14 protein-coding genes are annotated in these 16,739 nt (G+C 67.8%); 3 read left to right on the top strand and 11 right to left on the bottom strand.

Annotated features, from left to right (window positions below):
• From eccD to P9A17_RS01060, 10 genes are all read right to left on the bottom strand, one after another.
• Complete coding sequence (gene eccD / locus P9A17_RS01105) at positions 1–1,461, bottom strand: type VII secretion integral membrane protein EccD (protein WP_278036748.1); 1,461 nt, start codon at positions 1,459–1,461, stop codon at positions 1–3.
• Positions 1,443–2,315, bottom strand: a complete 873-nt coding sequence (locus P9A17_RS01100; RefSeq protein WP_278036747.1) for an ESX secretion-associated protein EspG — start codon at positions 2,313–2,315, stop codon at positions 1,443–1,445. Before P9A17_RS01100 ends, eccD begins: the two co-directional genes overlap by 19 nt.
• Before the next feature lie 9 nt (positions 2,316–2,324).
• Positions 2,325–2,612, bottom strand: coding sequence for a WXG100 family type VII secretion target (locus tag P9A17_RS01095; RefSeq protein WP_278036746.1), 288 nt, complete (start codon positions 2,610–2,612; stop codon positions 2,325–2,327).
• A 14-nt stretch (positions 2,613–2,626) separates the two neighbouring features.
• Entirely contained in the window at positions 2,627–2,920 is a 294-nt protein-coding gene (locus P9A17_RS01090) for a type VII secretion protein EsxS (protein WP_278036745.1), read from the bottom strand.
• On the bottom strand, positions 2,917–4,485 hold the full coding sequence (locus P9A17_RS01085) for a PPE family protein (RefSeq protein WP_278036744.1): 1,569 nt from the start codon (positions 4,483–4,485) through the stop codon (positions 2,917–2,919). The genes P9A17_RS01090 and P9A17_RS01085 overlap by 4 nt, the downstream gene beginning before the upstream one ends.
• A gap of 1 nt (position 4,486) precedes the next feature.
• Positions 4,487–4,798 carry a PE family protein gene (locus P9A17_RS01080; RefSeq protein ID WP_278036743.1) on the bottom strand — a complete coding sequence of 104 codons (312 nt, stop codon included), beginning with the start codon at positions 4,796–4,798 and terminating at the stop codon, positions 4,487–4,489.
• The gene (gene eccCa / locus P9A17_RS01075; protein ID WP_278036742.1) at positions 4,798–8,772 is read right to left on the bottom strand and encodes a type VII secretion protein EccCa; all 3,975 of its coding nucleotides are present in this window, start codon (positions 8,770–8,772) and stop codon (positions 4,798–4,800) included. Before eccCa ends, P9A17_RS01080 begins: the two co-directional genes overlap by 1 nt.
• Positions 8,769–10,304 carry a type VII secretion protein EccB gene (gene eccB, locus P9A17_RS01070; RefSeq protein ID WP_278036741.1) on the bottom strand — a complete coding sequence of 512 codons (1,536 nt, stop codon included), beginning with the start codon at positions 10,302–10,304 and terminating at the stop codon, positions 8,769–8,771. The genes eccCa and eccB overlap by 4 nt, the downstream gene beginning before the upstream one ends.
• On the bottom strand, positions 10,301–12,133 hold the full coding sequence (gene eccA, locus P9A17_RS01065) for a type VII secretion AAA-ATPase EccA (protein WP_278037006.1): 1,833 nt from the start codon (positions 12,131–12,133) through the stop codon (positions 10,301–10,303). Before eccA ends, eccB begins: the two co-directional genes overlap by 4 nt.
• Positions 12,134–12,292: 159 nt before the next feature.
• Entirely contained in the window at positions 12,293–13,192 is a 900-nt protein-coding gene (locus P9A17_RS01060) for an oxygenase MpaB family protein (protein ID WP_278036740.1), read from the bottom strand.
• Positions 13,193–13,297: 105 nt separating this feature from the next.
• Here P9A17_RS01060 and P9A17_RS01055 point away from each other — a divergent pair, with 105 nt between their 5' ends.
• Positions 13,298–13,918, top strand: coding sequence for a TetR-like C-terminal domain-containing protein (locus tag P9A17_RS01055; RefSeq protein ID WP_278036739.1), 621 nt, complete (start codon positions 13,298–13,300; stop codon positions 13,916–13,918).
• Here the strand turns inward: P9A17_RS01055 and P9A17_RS01050 are convergent.
• Positions 13,906–14,484 carry a VOC family protein gene (locus tag P9A17_RS01050; protein WP_278036738.1) on the bottom strand — a complete coding sequence of 193 codons (579 nt, stop codon included), beginning with the start codon at positions 14,482–14,484 and terminating at the stop codon, positions 13,906–13,908. The two genes, P9A17_RS01055 and P9A17_RS01050, sit on opposite strands and share 13 nt — an antisense overlap.
• 130 nt (positions 14,485–14,614) lie before the next feature.
• Here P9A17_RS01050 and P9A17_RS01045 point away from each other — a divergent pair, with 130 nt between their 5' ends.
• The gene (locus P9A17_RS01045) at positions 14,615–15,751 is read left to right on the top strand and encodes an alpha/beta hydrolase (protein ID WP_278036737.1); all 1,137 of its coding nucleotides are present in this window, start codon (positions 14,615–14,617) and stop codon (positions 15,749–15,751) included.
• Positions 15,748–16,695 carry a 2-hydroxyacid dehydrogenase gene (locus tag P9A17_RS01040; RefSeq protein WP_278037005.1) on the top strand — a complete coding sequence of 316 codons (948 nt, stop codon included), beginning with the start codon at positions 15,748–15,750 and terminating at the stop codon, positions 16,693–16,695. The genes P9A17_RS01045 and P9A17_RS01040 overlap by 4 nt, the downstream gene beginning before the upstream one ends.
• Positions 16,696–16,739: the final 44 nt, after the last annotated feature.

Genomic DNA, 16,739 nt, shown 5'->3' with positions numbered 1-16,739 from the left:
TCAGAACCCGTTCAGAACCCAGGCGAACAAGCCGACCAGGTAGGCCATCACCGGGATCACCGAAGCGTCGAGCGCCGTGCCGACGAACCCGAACATGCGCCGCATCGGCAGCGAATACGTATCCGGCTGTGCGATCTGCGGATTCAGCGCCACGACCGCCCATGCCAGCACCATCACCGCCAGCACACCCAACGTCCACCACGCGGCGTGGTATTGCCCGGCGACGGCGAACAGCCCGAGCACCACCGCGGTGACCAGATAGGAGTGGCCGAGCAGCCAGGCCTTGCATACGGCGGAATCCCACACGCGGGCACGTAGCGCCGCCGCGATCGCCGTAGCGGCAACCAGATACCACGCCCACGGGGATACCCCACCCTCTCCGGTGACGACAGGCCACAGGAGGACCACCGAACCAGCGACGGCCAGCACCACGCCCGCGGCGATGAAGCCGGTCTGATGCGAGTCGCCGGCGCGGATCCGCCGGGGCAGGTCCTCGAGAACCCGCAGCGACGGTGCCGACGGCGCCGGATCGCCGGGGGCGGGAATCACCGGAACAGGAAGGCGCGCACACATCGCCGACAGTTGCGCCGCCTGCACGGTGATGAGCAGTGCCACGAGGATCAACGCGCACCCGATGCTCACGGGCGTCAGCGTCCACACGGTCGCCGCAGCAGCGGCCAGGAGGACGCCGATTGCGATGGTCGCTGCCGCGGTGAACAGCGCGACGGCACGTTCACCGACGGTGATGCTGATGACCGACCACGCCGCGACGCCCGCGGCCCCGAGCAGGACGCTCGACGGGCCGAAGTCGCCGGGCACCGAGAGCGCGAAAGCGGCTGCGACGGAGGGCAACGCGGCAGCGGCCAACGCGGTAGCCAGCCGCGGTGAGCCCGCTCTGGCCAACAGCGCGCCGAGCACCGAGGCGATGGCAACACCACTGACGGCGAACAGACCGATCACCGAACCGGTGACGAGTCGATGGGCGACAGCAAGCACTGCCGCGACGAGGATCAGGCCGATGACGGCAAGAGTGGCGCCGCGCTGAATCTGCGCTGTCCCCCATGGCCGTTCACGTGCCGCCGAGAAGATCATCGCAGCGTCGGCGATGTCTTCGACGATGCGCGGCGCGGGCGGTCCCGCCGGCACCGGTTGCAGTGCAAGCAGATCACCGTCGACCACACCCACTGTCGTGAGGGTGGCGTCGAGGCTGAAGGCCGCACCGCCGATCGGTGCAAGGCTCAACAGTTGCGCGGCGCCCACGCCGTCGTCCGACGGGGCGACGATGCGCTGGACCGCAGGGATGATCTCGCGCAGCGGAAGCTGCGCCGGCAGCGCGATCTCGGTGAGCCGGCCGCTGCCATCCGGTTCGCCGTCGGTCTCCGTTGCGGTGAGGACAGCGACCCGGACGATCGGCATCACCGCCCCCGAAGCGTTGTTGGTGCTCAAAGCAGACTCTTGCATCGTTCTTCTTCTCTCTCGGCCGTGCGTTCGTCGAAGTCTCTGGTGACGGCGTGGTCAGGGAACCAGGGTCCGTCGGGAAGGGCCGCGGTCAGACGTTCGACCGCCGCGGCGATGGCCAGGGGATGCCCCGGCGTGAAGGTCGAAATCCACTCTCCGTCAAACGCTTTCGAAGGGCTGACCAGGACGCGGCCGCGTTCGGTGTCGACGACGCTGACACCGACATCGGTGCTGACCCGGTGTCCGTCGCGATGCTGAACGGCCACGATCTCGACGTACGTCCGGTTCTGCTCGAACGCGGCCACCACCACAGGGCGCGCGCTCGCAGGGACACCGAGGTAGTCGAGCAGGTCACTGATCGCCGCGCCGTTGCGGATCTGTTCGTCGGCCTTCGCGCCGACGCGGGCGGGTAACGAGAACTCCTCGAATCGCGCCGGCGCCCGCCCGGACAGCCCGATCGTCACTGCGGGGACCAACGCCTGCGGGTGGTCGATGTCCATCTCGGTGAACGTGACGAGTCCCCCGCTGCGCAGTGCCACGACGGTGCCCGCGCCATCGCGCGCGATGATGCCGCGCATCATCGCGCCCCCGGTGCCCACGAATCTGAGCTCCAACCACTGCGTGGGCCGGCACACCCGCCGGATCCATTGGGCCACCCCGGGTTCGACAACCCGATCGGCGGAGATGACACCTGCCCGCGTCAACCGCCCAGTCTGTTCCCGCTCGAATGACTCCCGCTGCGAGAGGTCGCTGTAGGCAGGCGTGATCGCCAGCACCCACGGGTAGGACCCCGCTCCGAGGATGTCGGCGAGAAACCAGGCGGCGTCGGCGTGCAGCTCGACGGCGTTAGCGCGCACCGGTACCGATCAGCCCCACTTGGCGCCTTCGGCCTGATCACGCGCAGCCATCGACGTGGTGTTCATCTCGTGCGTGCTGGCCATCGCCCGGTAGGCCCGCACCAGCTCTTCGAGGCTGGTGTTCCACTGCGCCTGCCACGCCTGGTAGGTCATGCCGGTGTCACCCTGCCAGGCACCCTGCAGTGCGGCCTGCTCTGCGGCGATGTCGGCACCGATGGCCTGCAATGCGCCTGCGTAAGAAGCCATTTCACCCGCGTGGTTGAGCATGGCCGGGTAGTTGAACATGATCTGCGACATAGGAGTTGCTCCGATCAGACGACGGGGTAGGTGCTGGCGGCTGCGGAGTCCTCGGCGATGTAGGACCCCGCCGCGTCACCGACGTTGGCCTGCGCGACGTCCAGTAGCGCGTTGATCTTCGCCGAGAGCTCCACGAAGCGGGCATGCGCGGCCTGGAACGCACCGGCCGATTCACCCATGTGGAAGGCCTGGGCGGACTGCGCGGCCTGCTCGGCCTGGGCGATGGTGCTGCGCATCAGCGCCGCCTTGGCGCCGAACGCAGCCTCCGAGGCAAGCATCTGCGGGATATGAGCATCCAAGAGGCTCATGGGTTTTCCTCTCTGTTGTGGTGGTTTTCTTCTTCTTGCTCTTCTGCGCCCCACGAGCCCGGCAGCATCGGCTCCTTGGGTCCACCTCCGAATGCACCGCCGGCCAGCGTCGTGAGGCCGCCGGCGGCTTCGGTGTCCTTCGAGACGGTGCCCGAGAATCCCATCGGCCCGGCGCCACGCGCGGACGCCGTGACCCGTGGCTCCGGCCGGGACGGCGGCTCCGCCTCCGGTTCGTCTTCGTAGTCCATGTAGGCGTCCGCGTAGCCGCGGCCCTTGATGTCTTCCTTCTGCTTGCGGCGGCGCTTGCGCCGTTCCGCCGCCGAAGCCGCCACGCCGGCAGCGGCCGCCGGAATGGTGGCGGCCGGCGCCTTGGCGCCCGTCGTATCGCGCACCGTCGGGGAGAAACCCTCACCGGGGTCTCGGCCCGCGATGACGTAGGGCACGAAGGGTGCGGCCGCGCTGGCCGGGGCGCCCGGTGCGGGCGCCGAGCCCGCGCTCACGGTGCTCGGGGACACCGGGGCGCTGCTCGGTGCCGGAGGTGTCGACATCACCGGCGGCGGGTTCGCCTGGTCCGAGCGCGCGGGTGCGGCCTGCTCGGGGGCCGGTGCCTCCGCGGGAGCCTGTGCGGGCGGCAGGTTGAACAGTTCGAGAAGTCGTTCCAGGAATCCCGACACGATCGCGAGTGTCGTGATCAGCAACGGCAGGAGAAGCAGCGACGGGTACAGGATCGACGCGCCGACCCAGGAGACCACCTGGTAGACGACTGCGAACAGGAACGGGCCCCACGTGATGAGTGCCTGCAGGGGATTCGTGAGGAAGTCGGTGATCAGCTGGATCGTGTTGCCGATGGGGTCCATCAAGAACCTGATGATCGGTTCGAAGAGGAACCGGAGGATCTCCCAGTAGAACCGCAGCAGGTCCTCGATGATCCCTGTGACACTGAACGCCGCACCGGCATCGGCCGCGAGGGGCTGTGCCGCGAGGGCCGAGACATCCGCGGCCACCCGGCCTGCTTCGCCGACTCCCGGGGTGAGCAGGAACGGCGCGGGGGACGACGCCGGTGTCGCGGCGAGCGCGGCACCGGACACGGCCTGATAGGTCGCCATGGCCGTGGCCGCCTGGATCCACATCCGCGCGTAGTCGGCTTCGTTCAACGCGATCGGAATCGTGTTGATGCCCAGGAAGTTCGTCCCGACCAGAACGGCGTGCGTGGTGTGGTTGAGGGCGAGTTCCGGAAGTGTCGGGATGGTCGCCAGCGCCGTCGAATACGCGGCCGCCGCGGTCTCGTGCTGTACCGCCGCCGCGGCGCTGTTGGCGCTCTGCTGTGCCAGCCACGCCAGGTACGGCGCATGCGCGGCGACGTACTGTTCGGCACTCGGCCCCTCCCAGGAACCGGCCTGCACCCCCGCGAGGATAGTGGTCAGTTCAGCTGCAGCAGAGGCATATTCGGTGCTCAGACCCTGCCACGCGCCTGCCGCGGCAAGCAGTGACCCCGGACCTGGGCCGCCGCTGATCGACGCCGAGTGCACCTCGGGCGGCAGCGCCATCCAGACCGGGGCTGTCATCTCAGACGCCCCGGGCGATCATGTAGGTCGAGGCGGCCATCGCGTCACCGCTGGCGTAGCTCGCCGCCGATTCGCCGACGCCGACACCGGAGCGACCCAGTTCCTCGATACCCTGGGCTGCGAGCGCCTGGTGCTCCGCGCCGTGTGCGCTGAATCCTGTTGCGGTCTGCAGAGATACCGCGTCGACCGCGGGCGGCAGCACCGCCGTCACCAGCGGGGCGGCGGCGGCATGCGCGGACGCCATCTTCGCGGTCAGCGCCTCGACCGCGGCGCTGGCCGCCGTCAGCCCTTCCGGAACTACTCGCAGGGTCATCAGCTGTATTCCTTTCCGCTGTGTCCGGACGATGCCACCGCGCCGTCGGCGAGGGGATTGACGAGCTGAACGAAGGTCGGGATGTCCCTGTCGTCGAGCAACATCGCGCGGCCCGCGGGCAGCCTGCTGAACCGGTGACCGCGAATCTTGCCGCTGTCCTGAGGATTTCCCGAGAGCAGAAGCGTGGTCGCCTGCAGGTCGTTGAGACGACGCAACAGCGGCGCCGTCATCACCGCGTGCGCGGATCCGGCCGCACGCGCCGTGACGATCACCCGCAGGCCCAGTTCGGACGCCTGCGCCAGCAACCCGATCAGCGACGTCCACGGCCGTTGACCGGCGAACGGTCCGCTCATCGCGGGGCCGTCGGGAATCTGGTCGACGTCGTCGACGATCAGGTAGTGCAGGTGGCTGCCCGACCCGTTGGCGCCGACCCGGAAGTCCCACCCGCTGAGCTCTTGCGGGCTCAAACCGGCCGGCGGGCGGCGCTTCTCCAGCAGCGCAGACAGACCGAGCATCGCCGGCAGGATCCGGTCGACGTTCGGCGTGTACTCGTTGTCCGGGAAGATCGGCTCGTCGACGAGTTGCAGGCGCCTGTCGATCACGGTGAACGCGACCTGGTCGGGCCGGGAGTTCTCGCGGATCGTGCGGATCACGTGGCGCAGCAACGTCGTCTTGCCGGTCCTCGTGTCGCCGAACACCATCATCAGCGGGTTGTCGGCGAAATCGACGCTGACGGCAGCCAGGTCCTCTTCGCGCTGACCGATGACGACCCGCTCCGGAGCCGGGTACAGCGAGCCGAACGAACTCGGCGACAGGCTGGTCGGCAGCAGTCGCACCGGCGGTGCGGACTGCCCCGGGTAGCGGGCGTTGATCGCCTGGATGGATTCCAGTGCGGGACGGGCGAACAGGAAGTGCTCGGCGGCCATCGTGAGGCCGCGCCCGGGCTGATCCGCGGGCACCGACTCGGCGGGCCTGCGGAGCGCTCCCGTGACGCGCACATTGCTGTCGTGGGCGTCGTGCAGCCGCAGTTCAAGCCGAAGGCCGAGGCCGTCGCGCATCGCCAACGGCACTTCGAGCCAGTTCGGCGTCGTGATGACAACGTGGATTCCGTAGGACATGCCGGTGTTGACGAGCTCCGTCACCTTGGCCAGCAGCGGATTCCGGGTGTTGAACGTGTCCGTGCTGTCGCGGCTGAAGGCATACAGGTTGTCGAGGATCAGGAACACCTCGCCGTAGCCGTCCCGGTACCCGCCGTTGCCCGCGGCACCTTGCTGTTGGCGGGCCCGGAGCAGCTGCTCGAGCTCGCCGAAGGTGCGCCGGATCCGTTCCGGTTCCAGCGGCGATGCCACGCTACCGACATGTGCGAGATCGTCGAGGGCGCGCAGTTGACCGCCGCCGTAGTCCAGGCAGTAGAACGTGACGTCGCCCGGTGCGTGCAGAGACGCCGCGGACAGCACGAAAGTTTGTAGTGCCGTGGACTTTCCGGACTTCGGTCCTCCATGGATGACCATGTTGGCGGCCGCTGACGTCGCGTCGAACACCAGCGGGTCGCGGCGCATGTCGAAGGGCTTGTCGATCTCACCCAGCGGCCAGCGCCACTGCCGTGGGCCGACACCGGCGCGCTCGAGCAGGTTGCGCAGCGGAATCGGCTCGTCGAGCGGGGGCAACCACAGCGTCGGCGCACTCGGTCCGTAATGGGCCAGCTGGTCGCCGATCGTCGCGATCAGCTTGCGCGGCGCGTGCACCTCGACGTCGGCTCCGTCGTCGACGATCACGGTGTCGGGTTCGGGATCGACCCAGCCCGCGCTGAACAGCTGTGGCTTGGGAATCGCGTGCACGACAATGGATCTGTCGACGCGGGGCGGCTCGTAGATTCCGTCGACGTAGGTGCTGCGGAACTTAATCGGCAGTGCACCCGGCGCGGGCACCAGGAATCCGACGCCCTTGTGTTCGCGGCCGGACTCGATGTGGTACGCATCCTCGACCCCGATGATCTGCCGAGACACACTGGGGCTGGCCACTTTCAGGCCCACCCGGTAGGACGTGTTCTTGTCGATGTCCTTGATACGTCCCACGTCCAGCGTCTGGGATGCGAACAGGATGTGGATCCGGAAGGACCTGCCCTTGCGCGCCACGTAGTCGAAGAGGTCGGCGTACTCGGGATGGTCGGCCAGCATCAGTGTGAACTCGTCGGCGACGACGAGCAGCGTCGGGATGGGCGGCAGATCGTGACCTTCACCGATCGCGTTCTCATACTCGGTGACCGAGTTGAACGCGCTGCCCTGAACGCGGCGGCCGGCTTCCTTGAGCAGCTGTTCGCGGCGGGCCACCTCTCCCCGCAGCGTGTCGGCGAATCTGTCGGCCAGCGAGCGCTTTTCGGCCATGTTCGAGATCACGGCCACGACCTGCGGGAAGTTGCGGAAGATGTCGGCGCCAGCCTCGCCCTTGAAGTCGGCGTAGATGACGATCAGGCGATCGGCGGAATGCGTTGTCAACAGTGACAACAGGATCGACATCAGCGTCTGGGACTTACCCGAGCCCGTCATGCCGATCATCAGGCCGTGCGGACCCATGCCGCCTTCCGCCTCGTCCTTGAGGTCGAAGATCAACGGCTCACCGGTGGAGGTCACCCCGATGGGCACCCGCAGTTCGTCGTCGCGGTTGCGCGGCGCCCACAGGGCGGCGACGTCGAGTGCGGAGGCATCGGGAATGCCGAGCAGCGTTGTGAACGTCGCACCGCTTGTCGTTGCGGACCGGCCGTGACTCGGATTGGAATCCCACCGGGACAGCCGCCGCGCGATGTTGCGGGCGTCGGCGGAGCCGAGCCGGTCGGCCGTGTCGATGTACGGGGCCCAGGCGCCGTTCTGCCAGCGTTCGATGCGGCCCGCGGCGATGTGCAAGATCGGCCGCTCCGGATCCGAATACTGTTCGCGATGAGGTTCTTTGACCGACCGATGGATGACCGTCACGCCGGCAAGGCCGCGGCCGACGATATCGGCCGGATCGGCGTCGGGGTCGTCGAGGACGACGAGCAGGTGCTTCGTGCTGCCTGTCGCATCACCCGTGAACGCCCCGCGCTCGGCGAGCGCAGGCGCCAGCAGTCGGCGCAGGTCCGCGGCATCGGTGGCCAGATAGCGGGCCGGACCGACGCCGTCGACGCGACCCGGCACGTCGACGTGTGGCAGCCATTTGAGCCACGACCAGGAGCTGCTCTCCAAACCGGTTCCGGCGTAGGCGATCCCGAGTACCGATGGGTCGTGCCAGGTCATCGCCTGCGCGATCCACGCCCGCAGCGCTCCCGTCACCGCGCCGTCGTCTCCGATCAGCGTCACCCGCGACACCTTGGTCAGATCGATGCCGGTCGGGGCGTCGTGCAGCGTGCGCTGGGTCTCCAGCAAGCCACGTAGCGTCGTATGCGACACGGGCTCCAGATCGATCTCGTCGGCGGTGTCCTTCACCCGCAGCGTGGCGTCGAGTGCCTGATCGTGCAATCCCGCTCGGAGCACCAGGAAGTCCGAGTCGTGCGGATCTCGCTCCCACTGCCTACGGGTGCCCGGGATGCTCACCAGCGCAGCCGGTTCCGGATGAGACCAGTCGAGTCCTGCGCGCTGTTCGTCGGCGTGCGCTCGCACGTTGTCGCGGACCACCGACAGGTAACGCAGGTAGTCGGCACGCTCGGCGTCGACCTCCTCGGTTCGCATCTTGTTGTCTGTGCCGCGATACAGCGCAGTGGCGGCCAGCAGCAACACGAACGGGAAGAACAATGTGGTCGGCGAGATCAGCCGCAGCCCGGTCGCCACCAGCGCCACGATCATCCCGACGATCAGGATGACGATCAGGTACGGAAGCGCCCGGCGCAGCAGCGAGGGCGGGACGACCCGTGGTAGTTCGGGGGGCGGTTCGATGGTGATGGTGCCCTTGCGAACACCCGGCGCGGGGACCCGCTTGCGATGTTCGAAGATCAGCCTGCTCATGGGTTCTCCAAAAGAGTGGCCTGCTCCACCCGGGCCGGCGCCGGGTTGGGAGCCAGCGTGTCATGGGCCAGCAACGCATCGGTGCGTGACAGCGTCGGGCCCGCGGCGAATTGGGACAGCACCGCCGGAGGGATCGGCAACGGTGCGGTGGTGAGGCCGAGTGCTTCCGCGGTGTCGTCGTCGCCGGATTCGATCCCGTAGCGCACGCCGATATCGCTCACCCAGAACAGCGAACCCGCGCTGTCGACGACGTAGCCGGTGCCCGGTGGGAGCGCCACCTGGTTGGCGGGGCCTCCGGGGGCACCCGAGCTCACCAGAGAGACCGTGCGCTGATCCTCGGACAGCGGCAGCGCGGCGCCGGAGAGCAACGTCAGCGAACTGGTCTGCGCGCCTTCGGGTTCCGCCCAGGCAGCGCAGGTCACCGGATCGATGGCGGTGTCGACCAGCGTGACCCGCTCTGCCGGGTAGGCGTTGACGTCGACGCCGCCGGCTTCGGGGACGCGGGCGACGACGTCGGCGTCCAGACGGGGCGGCTGCGCCAGTCCCCAGGAGTTCGTGTTGCGCAGGATGGCCGCGACGACCGGCGAGACCGGCTGCAGGCCTTCCATGTGCACGACGTAGTAGCGCGGGGTGTCGGCCGACCCACCAGTGTCATAGGCGACGACGACCGCCCCGACGGGGAACGGCTCAGGCAGGCCGATGTCCGAGGGCAGGCCGGCCCCGATGATCGCCGGCGCGACGAGCGGCGGCGACTCCGGGATCGCGTTGAACAGACCCGACGCAATCGGCTGTGGCGCAGCGATGTCCACGCCGATGCCCACGCCGCCGGTGACGGCGCGGTCGGCGAGATCGATGGGGCTGCGCCTTCCGTTCCACAGCAGCCACGTCCGGCCCTCGTTCTCGGCGAGGACCGCGTGACCGGCAGGCAGTGCGGCCGCGCGTTCGCCGCCTTCGGCGGGCTTGCCCGCGATGACGGTGACACCGGTGACGCTGCCCGTCGCGGCGTCGCACACCGTCCAGTACGCGTCGCGAGTCGGGTTGGCCACCATGCGTTCCGGGGCACCGGGGATGCCGAGCATGTTGCCCCGCGGAAACTGGTCGAGCTCACTGCTCTTCACCATCGCGGGGTTGTCGGGACGCCCCGTGATCAGTCGCGCCGAAGTCAGGTTCAACACCGGATGAAGCCGGTCGCCCAGCCGGACGTACAGAGCCGCCGTATCGCGATCGGCGAGAACGGAATCGGTTCCCGCGTCACCTGAAGGGCGGATCAACGAGAACAGGAAGCACCCGATGAGGCCCGTCACGAGGACCATCGCACCGACCAACACGGCACGCGACTGCGTGCGCAGCGGGTCGACCAGCATCCTGGTGTCGTGCAGTGCGACACCGGAAGCGATGCGGCGCATGACAAATCGCCATCCGGTGACCTGGTGGCGCGTGACGAACCCACGCCGATAGGTGACCCGCTCCGGGTTCTCGTTGGCGGGTGTGCGTGACGTGAACGATCGTCGTTCGCCGTCCGGGCCGCTCATTCGGGCACCGGGACGCCGAGGCCGCGCAGCAGCGGGATGGCGGAGTTACGAACGTCGGAGGAGGTGATCGTCATCAGCTCGTCGTCGGTGAAGTCGTCCGCGTCGGAGTGATCGAGGCGGTATTCGCGTTCTTCCTCGGAGCGCTCGACGAGGTTCCGGACGAAACGCCCGTTACCCGCAATGTCCAGGCTGCGCCGGTCCACGCCGTTCCCATCGGGGGTCGTCGATGCGGCCAGGTGCTCGAACAGGTGCTCCATGTCGTCGTGGGCGGCCGCCTCGAACCGTGAATCACGTTTCTCGGCCATACGTGTGGCGATTTCGACGAGCTCCTTGCCTGAGTACGACGGGAAGTCGATGCTGCGGGTGAAGCGGGACCGTAAACCCTCGTTGGTGTCGAGGAAGGTGTCCAGGTCCTTGCGGTAGCCGGCCACGATCACGACCAGGCGGTCACGGTCGTTCTCCATGCGGGCCAGCAGGGTGTCGATGGCGACGAGGCCGAAGTCGTTCTTCGCACCGGTCGACACCAGCGCATACGCCTCGTCGAGGAACAGCACGCCGTCGAGCGCGCTGTCGATGATGGCGTTCGTCTTGGCCTCGGTCTCGCCGATGTGCTGGCCGATCAGGTCCGCACGGTGCACCTCGCGGACCGTCTCCTTCTTCAGAAGGCCCAGTCCGCAATAGATCTTGGCGACCACCCGCGCGATCGTGGTCTTACCGGTTCCTGGCGGACCTGCGAACACCAGGTGATTGGTGCGCTGTGCGACGGTCAGACCACGCTCTTGGCGTCGAATTGCCATCGCCACAGAGCTTTTCAGGCGGGCGACCTGATACTTGACTTCCTCGAGACCGATGAACTCGGCGAGTTCCGCCTCTGCCTCGACGAGCAGGTGAGCCTTGCGGTCCTTGGCGCCGGGGTCGACGAAATCGGCTTCGCCGGGCTCGGTCTCGGGATCCCACGGATTGCTGCGAGCCTCGATGCGGGCGGCCGTCGTCGTCGGTATCCCAAAACTGGTGTCCAGCAACGCTTCTTCGATTTGCGCGTTTTCCGGGTGGGCGGCGTAGAGCTCCTGCAGCAGCTGCTGGGCTTCGTCGTCTTCGCCCTGCGCCCGCAGGGACAGCCCCTTGGCGAGGCCGCCGTCAACAGCCGCCACAGCGACCGGGCCCTCGGGACGTTCCAGGTGCGACAGCGCCGGGGCGAACATGCCCAGTCGGGCCAGTGCGATGCCGAGAGTCACCCGGGCTGCGTGCACGGTGTTTTCGTCGAGGGTCTCGTCGGTGCACAACGGGGTCAGCATCCTGACGACGTCGGACCAGCGTGATGTGCGGTAGTAGATCGCTGCGCGCACCCACCGCGCGTCCAGCCACCCGCGCCGGCGTTCGAGGAGTGCGCTGACCAGTTCGTCGGCTTCCTCGTAGCGGTGCGCCTCGGACAGCCTGACGGCGTAGGCCAGCGCGAAGTCATCCGTGTCGACCGCGCGGAACTGCAGGTACAGCCCGCTGTCATAGGTGAAACCGAGGGCCTGCGGGGCGAGTTCGATCTGTCGCTGCAGCACGCCGGCCGTGACCGCGGAAGTTTGCCAAATCGCCTCGATCACCTGCGGTGAGACGTCGCCGGCGGCGGCGAGGCCGATCCACGCATCGCACTGGTCGTGGGCAATCCGGGTCAGCGCGGCGAAGCCGGACCGGGCCGCGGCCAGATCTGCTGGTCGGCGGCGGTCGTGTACCGACAATCCCAGCGCGCGGCAGCAGGTGGCGAACCGGCTGACCACGTCCTGATCGACGCGGACCGAACCGGACGGGGCCGCAAGCGTGTCACTTCCAATTTCCATGAACTGTGTTGCGCGGTGCCGGTCCACCGTCCACTGCTGGACGTCGGCCCCCGCCATCTCCCTTGCGATGCTTATGTATGGCTAAGCTAACTTTCGCTGAAGTTAGCATCGCAGATGCGACGTGTCGAGACGCACGGGTTCCGGCGCGGACCGGCCGACTTACACCAGAGGACGGCCGGTGCGGATCCGCCGATCGAGGTCCTTGAGCAGAACGTTGAACGGGAATTCGCGCACGAACCGTGGCGAGATCTTGTTGGCGGTGCGCAGAACTGCCACCAGCCGGTCGAACCTGCGCTGGTGATCGGGACCCCAGGGCAGCCGCATCTCGTCGCGGAAACGCTGTGGAAGGAAACCCGTCGTGATCAACAGCGCCAGACCTTCCGTGCGCCGCTGCAGCGGGGCCGGCAGTCTGACCCCACGCAAGCGCGACACGGCGATCGGATAGAGGTAGTCCCGCACGGTGTCGTCGATGTGCACGTTGTCGAGCTCGCCCGCCCAGTATCGGTCGAACGCCGCGCGGTCGGCGGGCCACATGCTGTGCGGCACCTGCAGCATCGTCGCCAGCGCCCGACCCTGCAGGTAGAGACGGTCGGCGGTCTCGTCGTCCATCTCGCCGACGAACAACCGGTGCACGTCGACGACCCCCTTGTAGAGGCACGCGCCGACCCAGAGCTGCAGGTCCTTGTCGAAGGCGTGGTACTTCACCGGGCTCTCGTCGGTGGAGAACACCTGGGCGTGCGCGCCGTTGACCGCGCGGCGGAATGCCGCCTGCTGCTGTGCGGTGCCGTTGGTCGACACGGCGAGGTAGGTGAACGTGGTGCGGGCGCGCTTGACCGGATGGCGGTCGACCCGGCCGCTCTCGACACGGCTCTCCAGGACGCCGTAACCGACGCCGGGACGGGCCAGCTGCATGATGACGTTCGCGGGGCCGGCGAGCAGACCGAGGCCGAGCATGCCCTCGTCGCGTGCGGCACGCCCGGTCCGGGCGGGCACCACGGTGTCGTTCATCGGGCGTTCCACCAGAGGTATGTGCGGTTCGACGGACTCGTTCAGCGTCATGAAAACTGCTCCATCTCGGCGACAGTGCCGGTCATCAGACCCCGAATGTGCGAACGTCTGTTTCCTGATATTGCTCTGGCACGCGCCCGGGTGTCAATATGGGTTATGGCCCAGGTCCGTCCGTACCGCGGGGTGGAGGCCCCGCAGCGGGTCGCCGAACGGCGACGCCGGCTTCTCGAGGCAGGTCTGGACCTTCTCGGGGGGCAGCCGGTCCCGGCCGATCTGACCGTCCGGGCCATCTGCGCCGAGTCAGGACTGGCAGCCCGCTACTTCTACGAGAGCTTCACGGACAAGGACGTCTTCGTCGGCGCCGTCTTCGACTGGGTCGTCGGTGATATCGCCACCACCACCCAGGCCGCCGTGGCCGCCGCACCCGAGCGGGAGCAGAGCCGCCAGGGCATGGCCAACATCGTCCGCACCATCTCCGATGACGTCCGGGTGGGCAGACTGTTGTTCAGCGCGCGTCTGGACAACCCGGTCGTCGTCCGCAAGCGGGCCGAATCGAGCGCCCTGTTCGCTCTGTTGTCGGGCCAGCACGCGGAGGCCGCGCTGCGCCTCGTCCAGAACGAACGGATCAAGGCCGCCGCTCATTTCGTGGTCGGCGGGGTGTCCCAGACTCTGAGCGCCTGGCTGTCCGGCGATCTCACCTTCACCCCGGAACAGCTGGCGAAGCAGCTCGGCGCGTTGATCGACGAGCTCGCCGAGCCGACGCTCTACCTCGACTGAACCGGCACCCGGCGATCGGCCGCCGTCTTCGGCGCGGTCGTCACGTCGGCCTGGCCGAACTCCTTGGTCCAGCAGGCGAATTCCAGCGTGATCCCGTCCGGGTCCAGAAAATAGAAGGAGCGCACGTACACCCCGGGATGCAGAGCCGCCGACACCTGCGCCGGGCTCTCGTCGTGATTGAGGATCGGCCCCACCCGCACACCCTTGGCCTTGAGCCGCTGCCGGTACTCGTCGAACTTTTCCGCGGGCACGTGAAACGCCAGGTGGTTCATCGTGCTCACCGCGCTGACGATGTCCCCGATACCGGGGATGGCCTCCGGCGATGAGATGCCCGGGACGCGATCCGGCGCGTCGGCGAACCAGAAGAACGCCACGCAGTCACCATTGCCCGCGTCGAAGAAGAAGTGCTGTCCCATCCCGCCGGGCAGGTCGAGCGACTTGATCAGCGGCATCCCCAGCACGTTGCTGTAGAAGTCGACGGTGCGTTCCATGTCCGAACACACGAGCGCGACGTGGTTGATTCCGCCCAGTTCGAACTCGTTGTTCGTGTTGACCGGCTTGATCATGATCGCGCCTTTCTGCAAGGCCAAAGTCCCTCACGGGGCTCGAACTGAATCTAACATCGTGTCCAGCTTCGGATCATCAAGACGCTCAACGCACTTCTACCGGACCACTACCACCGGGAGACGGACACCAATGAGCCGAACCAACGCTCCCCAAGCTCCAGGCGTCACCAGGGAATTCGTCGGTCTGGATTCCACCACCGCGCGCCGCGCGGGGTCCGGCGGGCATCCGTGCCAAGGGCTCTACCACCGCGGTATGGGGCGCAAACCCAAGGTGGCGATGATCGCCACGCACTATCAGATCGACTTCTCCGAGCACTATCTCGCCGACTACATGGCGACCCGGGGCGTCGGCTTCCTCGGATGGAACACCCGCTTCCGCGGTTTCGAGAGCAGCTTCCTCCTCGACCACGCGCTGGTGGACATCGGCGCCGGAGTTCGCTGGCTGCGCGAGGTGCAGGGCATCGAAACCGTGATCCTGCTGGGCAATTCGGGTGGCGGGTCGCTGATGGCGGCGTACCAGGCCAACGCCGTCGACAAGCACGTCACCCCCCTGGACGGAATGCGCCCCGCCGCCGGACTCGACGATCTCCCGCCTGCCGACGGCTACGTGGCCAGTGCCGCCCATCCCGGCCGCCCCGATGTGCTGACCGCATGGATGGACGCCGCCGTCGTCGACGAAAACGACGCTGTGGCAACAGATCCGGACCTCGACCTGTTCAACGACCGGAACGGGCCCGCTTACGATCCCGGTTTCGTCGCCCGCTATCGCGCCGCCCAGATCGCCCGCAACGACGCCATCACCGATTGGGCGGAGGACGAACTCGCACGCGTTCGCGCCGCCGGCTTCTCCGACCGGCCCTTCACCGTGATGCGCACGTGGGCCGATCCACGCATGGTCGATCCCACACTCGAACCGACGAAGCGCCCCGCCAACATGTGTTACGCCGGGCTGCCCGCGAAGGCCAACCGGTCCACCCACGGCATCGCCGCGGCCTGCACGCTGCGCAACTGGCTGGGAATGTGGAGCCTGCGCCACGCGCAGACGAGAGCCGAGCCGCACCTGGCTCGGATCGACTGTCCCGCCTTGGTGATCAACGCCGAGCAGGACACCGGCGTGTTCCCCTCCGACGCCCAGCGCATCCACGACGCCCTGGGCAGCGAGGACAAGACGATGCACTCGATGGACACCGACCACTACTTCACGACGCCGGGTTCGCGATCCGAGAAGGCCGATACGATCGCCAAGTGGATCGCACGCCGCTGGTGACCGTTCTCGCCCATTTCACTCCGGGCGAGAAAGTCACCGAATTCCTTGCTCCGCAATCGGATTGGCTCGACATCCGGTATTGCGCCGAAGACGACGACGAGACGTTCTACCGCGAGCTGCCGCATGCCGACGTGATCTGGCATGTGCTGCGGCCCATCTCGGGTGACGATCTGGCGAAGGCTTCGAAGGTGCGGCTCGTCCACAAGTTGGGCGCCGGGGTGAACACGATCGACGTCGACGCCGCGACCGCGCGGGGAATCGCGGTCGCCAACATGCCCGGTGCCAACGCGCCGTCGGTGGCCGAAGGCACCCTCCTGCTGATGCTCGCCGCGCTGCGCAGACTTCCCGAACTGGACCACGCCACGCGCACCGGCAAGGGCTGGCCGTCGGATCCCACGCTCGGCGAGACGGCCCGCGACATCGGCGGCTGCACCGTCGGGCTGATCGGCTACGGCAACATCGCCAAACAGGTCGAGCGCATCCTCGTCGCGATGGGAGCTGAGGTCCGGCACACCAGCACCCGCGACGACGGCACCCCGCAATGGCGCAGCCTGCCCGACCTGCTCGCCGGCAGCGACATCGTCTCGCTGCATCTGCCGCTGACCGACTCGACTCACGGCCTTCTCGGCCACGACGAGCTGGCGCGCATGAAAGCCGACGCGATACTCGTCAACACGTCGCGCGGCCCCATCGTCGACGAGGTGGCACTGGTCGAGGCGCTGCGGTCCGGCGGCATCGCCGCGGCGGGGCTCGATGTGTTCGCCGTCGAACCCGTGCCGGCAGACAACCCTCTACTCGGCCTGCCCAACGTGGTGCTCACGCCACACGTGTCCTGGTACACCGCCGACACAATGCGCCGCTACCTGGAGTTTGCCGTCGACAATTGCGAACGGCTCCGTGACGGTCTCGACCTCGCCAACGTAGTGAACCAGGTGTCGGGGTAACCTCGGTCCCAACCAACCGGTTGGGGCCGGTCACGCCGATGTGA

Source organism: Mycobacterium sp. 236(2023), from assembly GCF_029623955.1.
In the GTDB taxonomy this organism is placed as follows: Bacteria; Actinomycetota; Actinomycetes; order Mycobacteriales; family Mycobacteriaceae; genus Mycobacterium.
This window is presented reverse-complemented; position numbering and strand designations above follow the sequence as displayed.

What these genes read in the sequence shown, in the direction of transcription:
- eccD (WP_278036748.1), bottom strand. Translation starts at nt 1,461, where the DNA reads ATGCAAGAGTCTGCTTTGAGCACCAACAACGCTTCGGGGGCGGTGATG.
- P9A17_RS01095 (WP_278036746.1), bottom strand. Translation starts at nt 2,612, where the DNA reads ATGTCGCAGATCATGTTCAACTACCCGGCCATGCTCAACCACGCGGGT.
- P9A17_RS01090 (WP_278036745.1), bottom strand. Translation starts at nt 2,920, where the DNA reads ATGAGCCTCTTGGATGCTCATATCCCGCAGATGCTTGCCTCGGAGGCT.
- P9A17_RS01085 (WP_278036744.1), bottom strand. Translation starts at nt 4,485, where the DNA reads ATGACAGCCCCGGTCTGGATGGCGCTGCCGCCCGAGGTGCACTCGGCG.
- P9A17_RS01080 (WP_278036743.1), bottom strand. Translation starts at nt 4,798, where the DNA reads ATGACCCTGCGAGTAGTTCCGGAAGGGCTGACGGCGGCCAGCGCCGCG.
- eccCa (WP_278036742.1), bottom strand. Translation starts at nt 8,772, where the DNA reads ATGAGCAGGCTGATCTTCGAACATCGCAAGCGGGTCCCCGCGCCGGGT.
- eccB (WP_278036741.1), bottom strand. Translation starts at nt 10,304, where the DNA reads ATGAGCGGCCCGGACGGCGAACGACGATCGTTCACGTCACGCACACCC.
- eccA (WP_278037006.1), bottom strand. Translation starts at nt 12,133, where the DNA reads ATGGAAATTGGAAGTGACACGCTTGCGGCCCCGTCCGGTTCGGTCCGC.
- P9A17_RS01060 (WP_278036740.1), bottom strand. Translation starts at nt 13,192, where the DNA reads ATGACGCTGAACGAGTCCGTCGAACCGCACATACCTCTGGTGGAACGC.
- P9A17_RS01055 (WP_278036739.1), top strand. Translation starts at nt 13,298, where the DNA reads ATGGCCCAGGTCCGTCCGTACCGCGGGGTGGAGGCCCCGCAGCGGGTC.
- P9A17_RS01050 (WP_278036738.1), bottom strand. Translation starts at nt 14,484, where the DNA reads ATGATCAAGCCGGTCAACACGAACAACGAGTTCGAACTGGGCGGAATC.
- P9A17_RS01045 (WP_278036737.1), top strand. Translation starts at nt 14,615, where the DNA reads ATGAGCCGAACCAACGCTCCCCAAGCTCCAGGCGTCACCAGGGAATTC.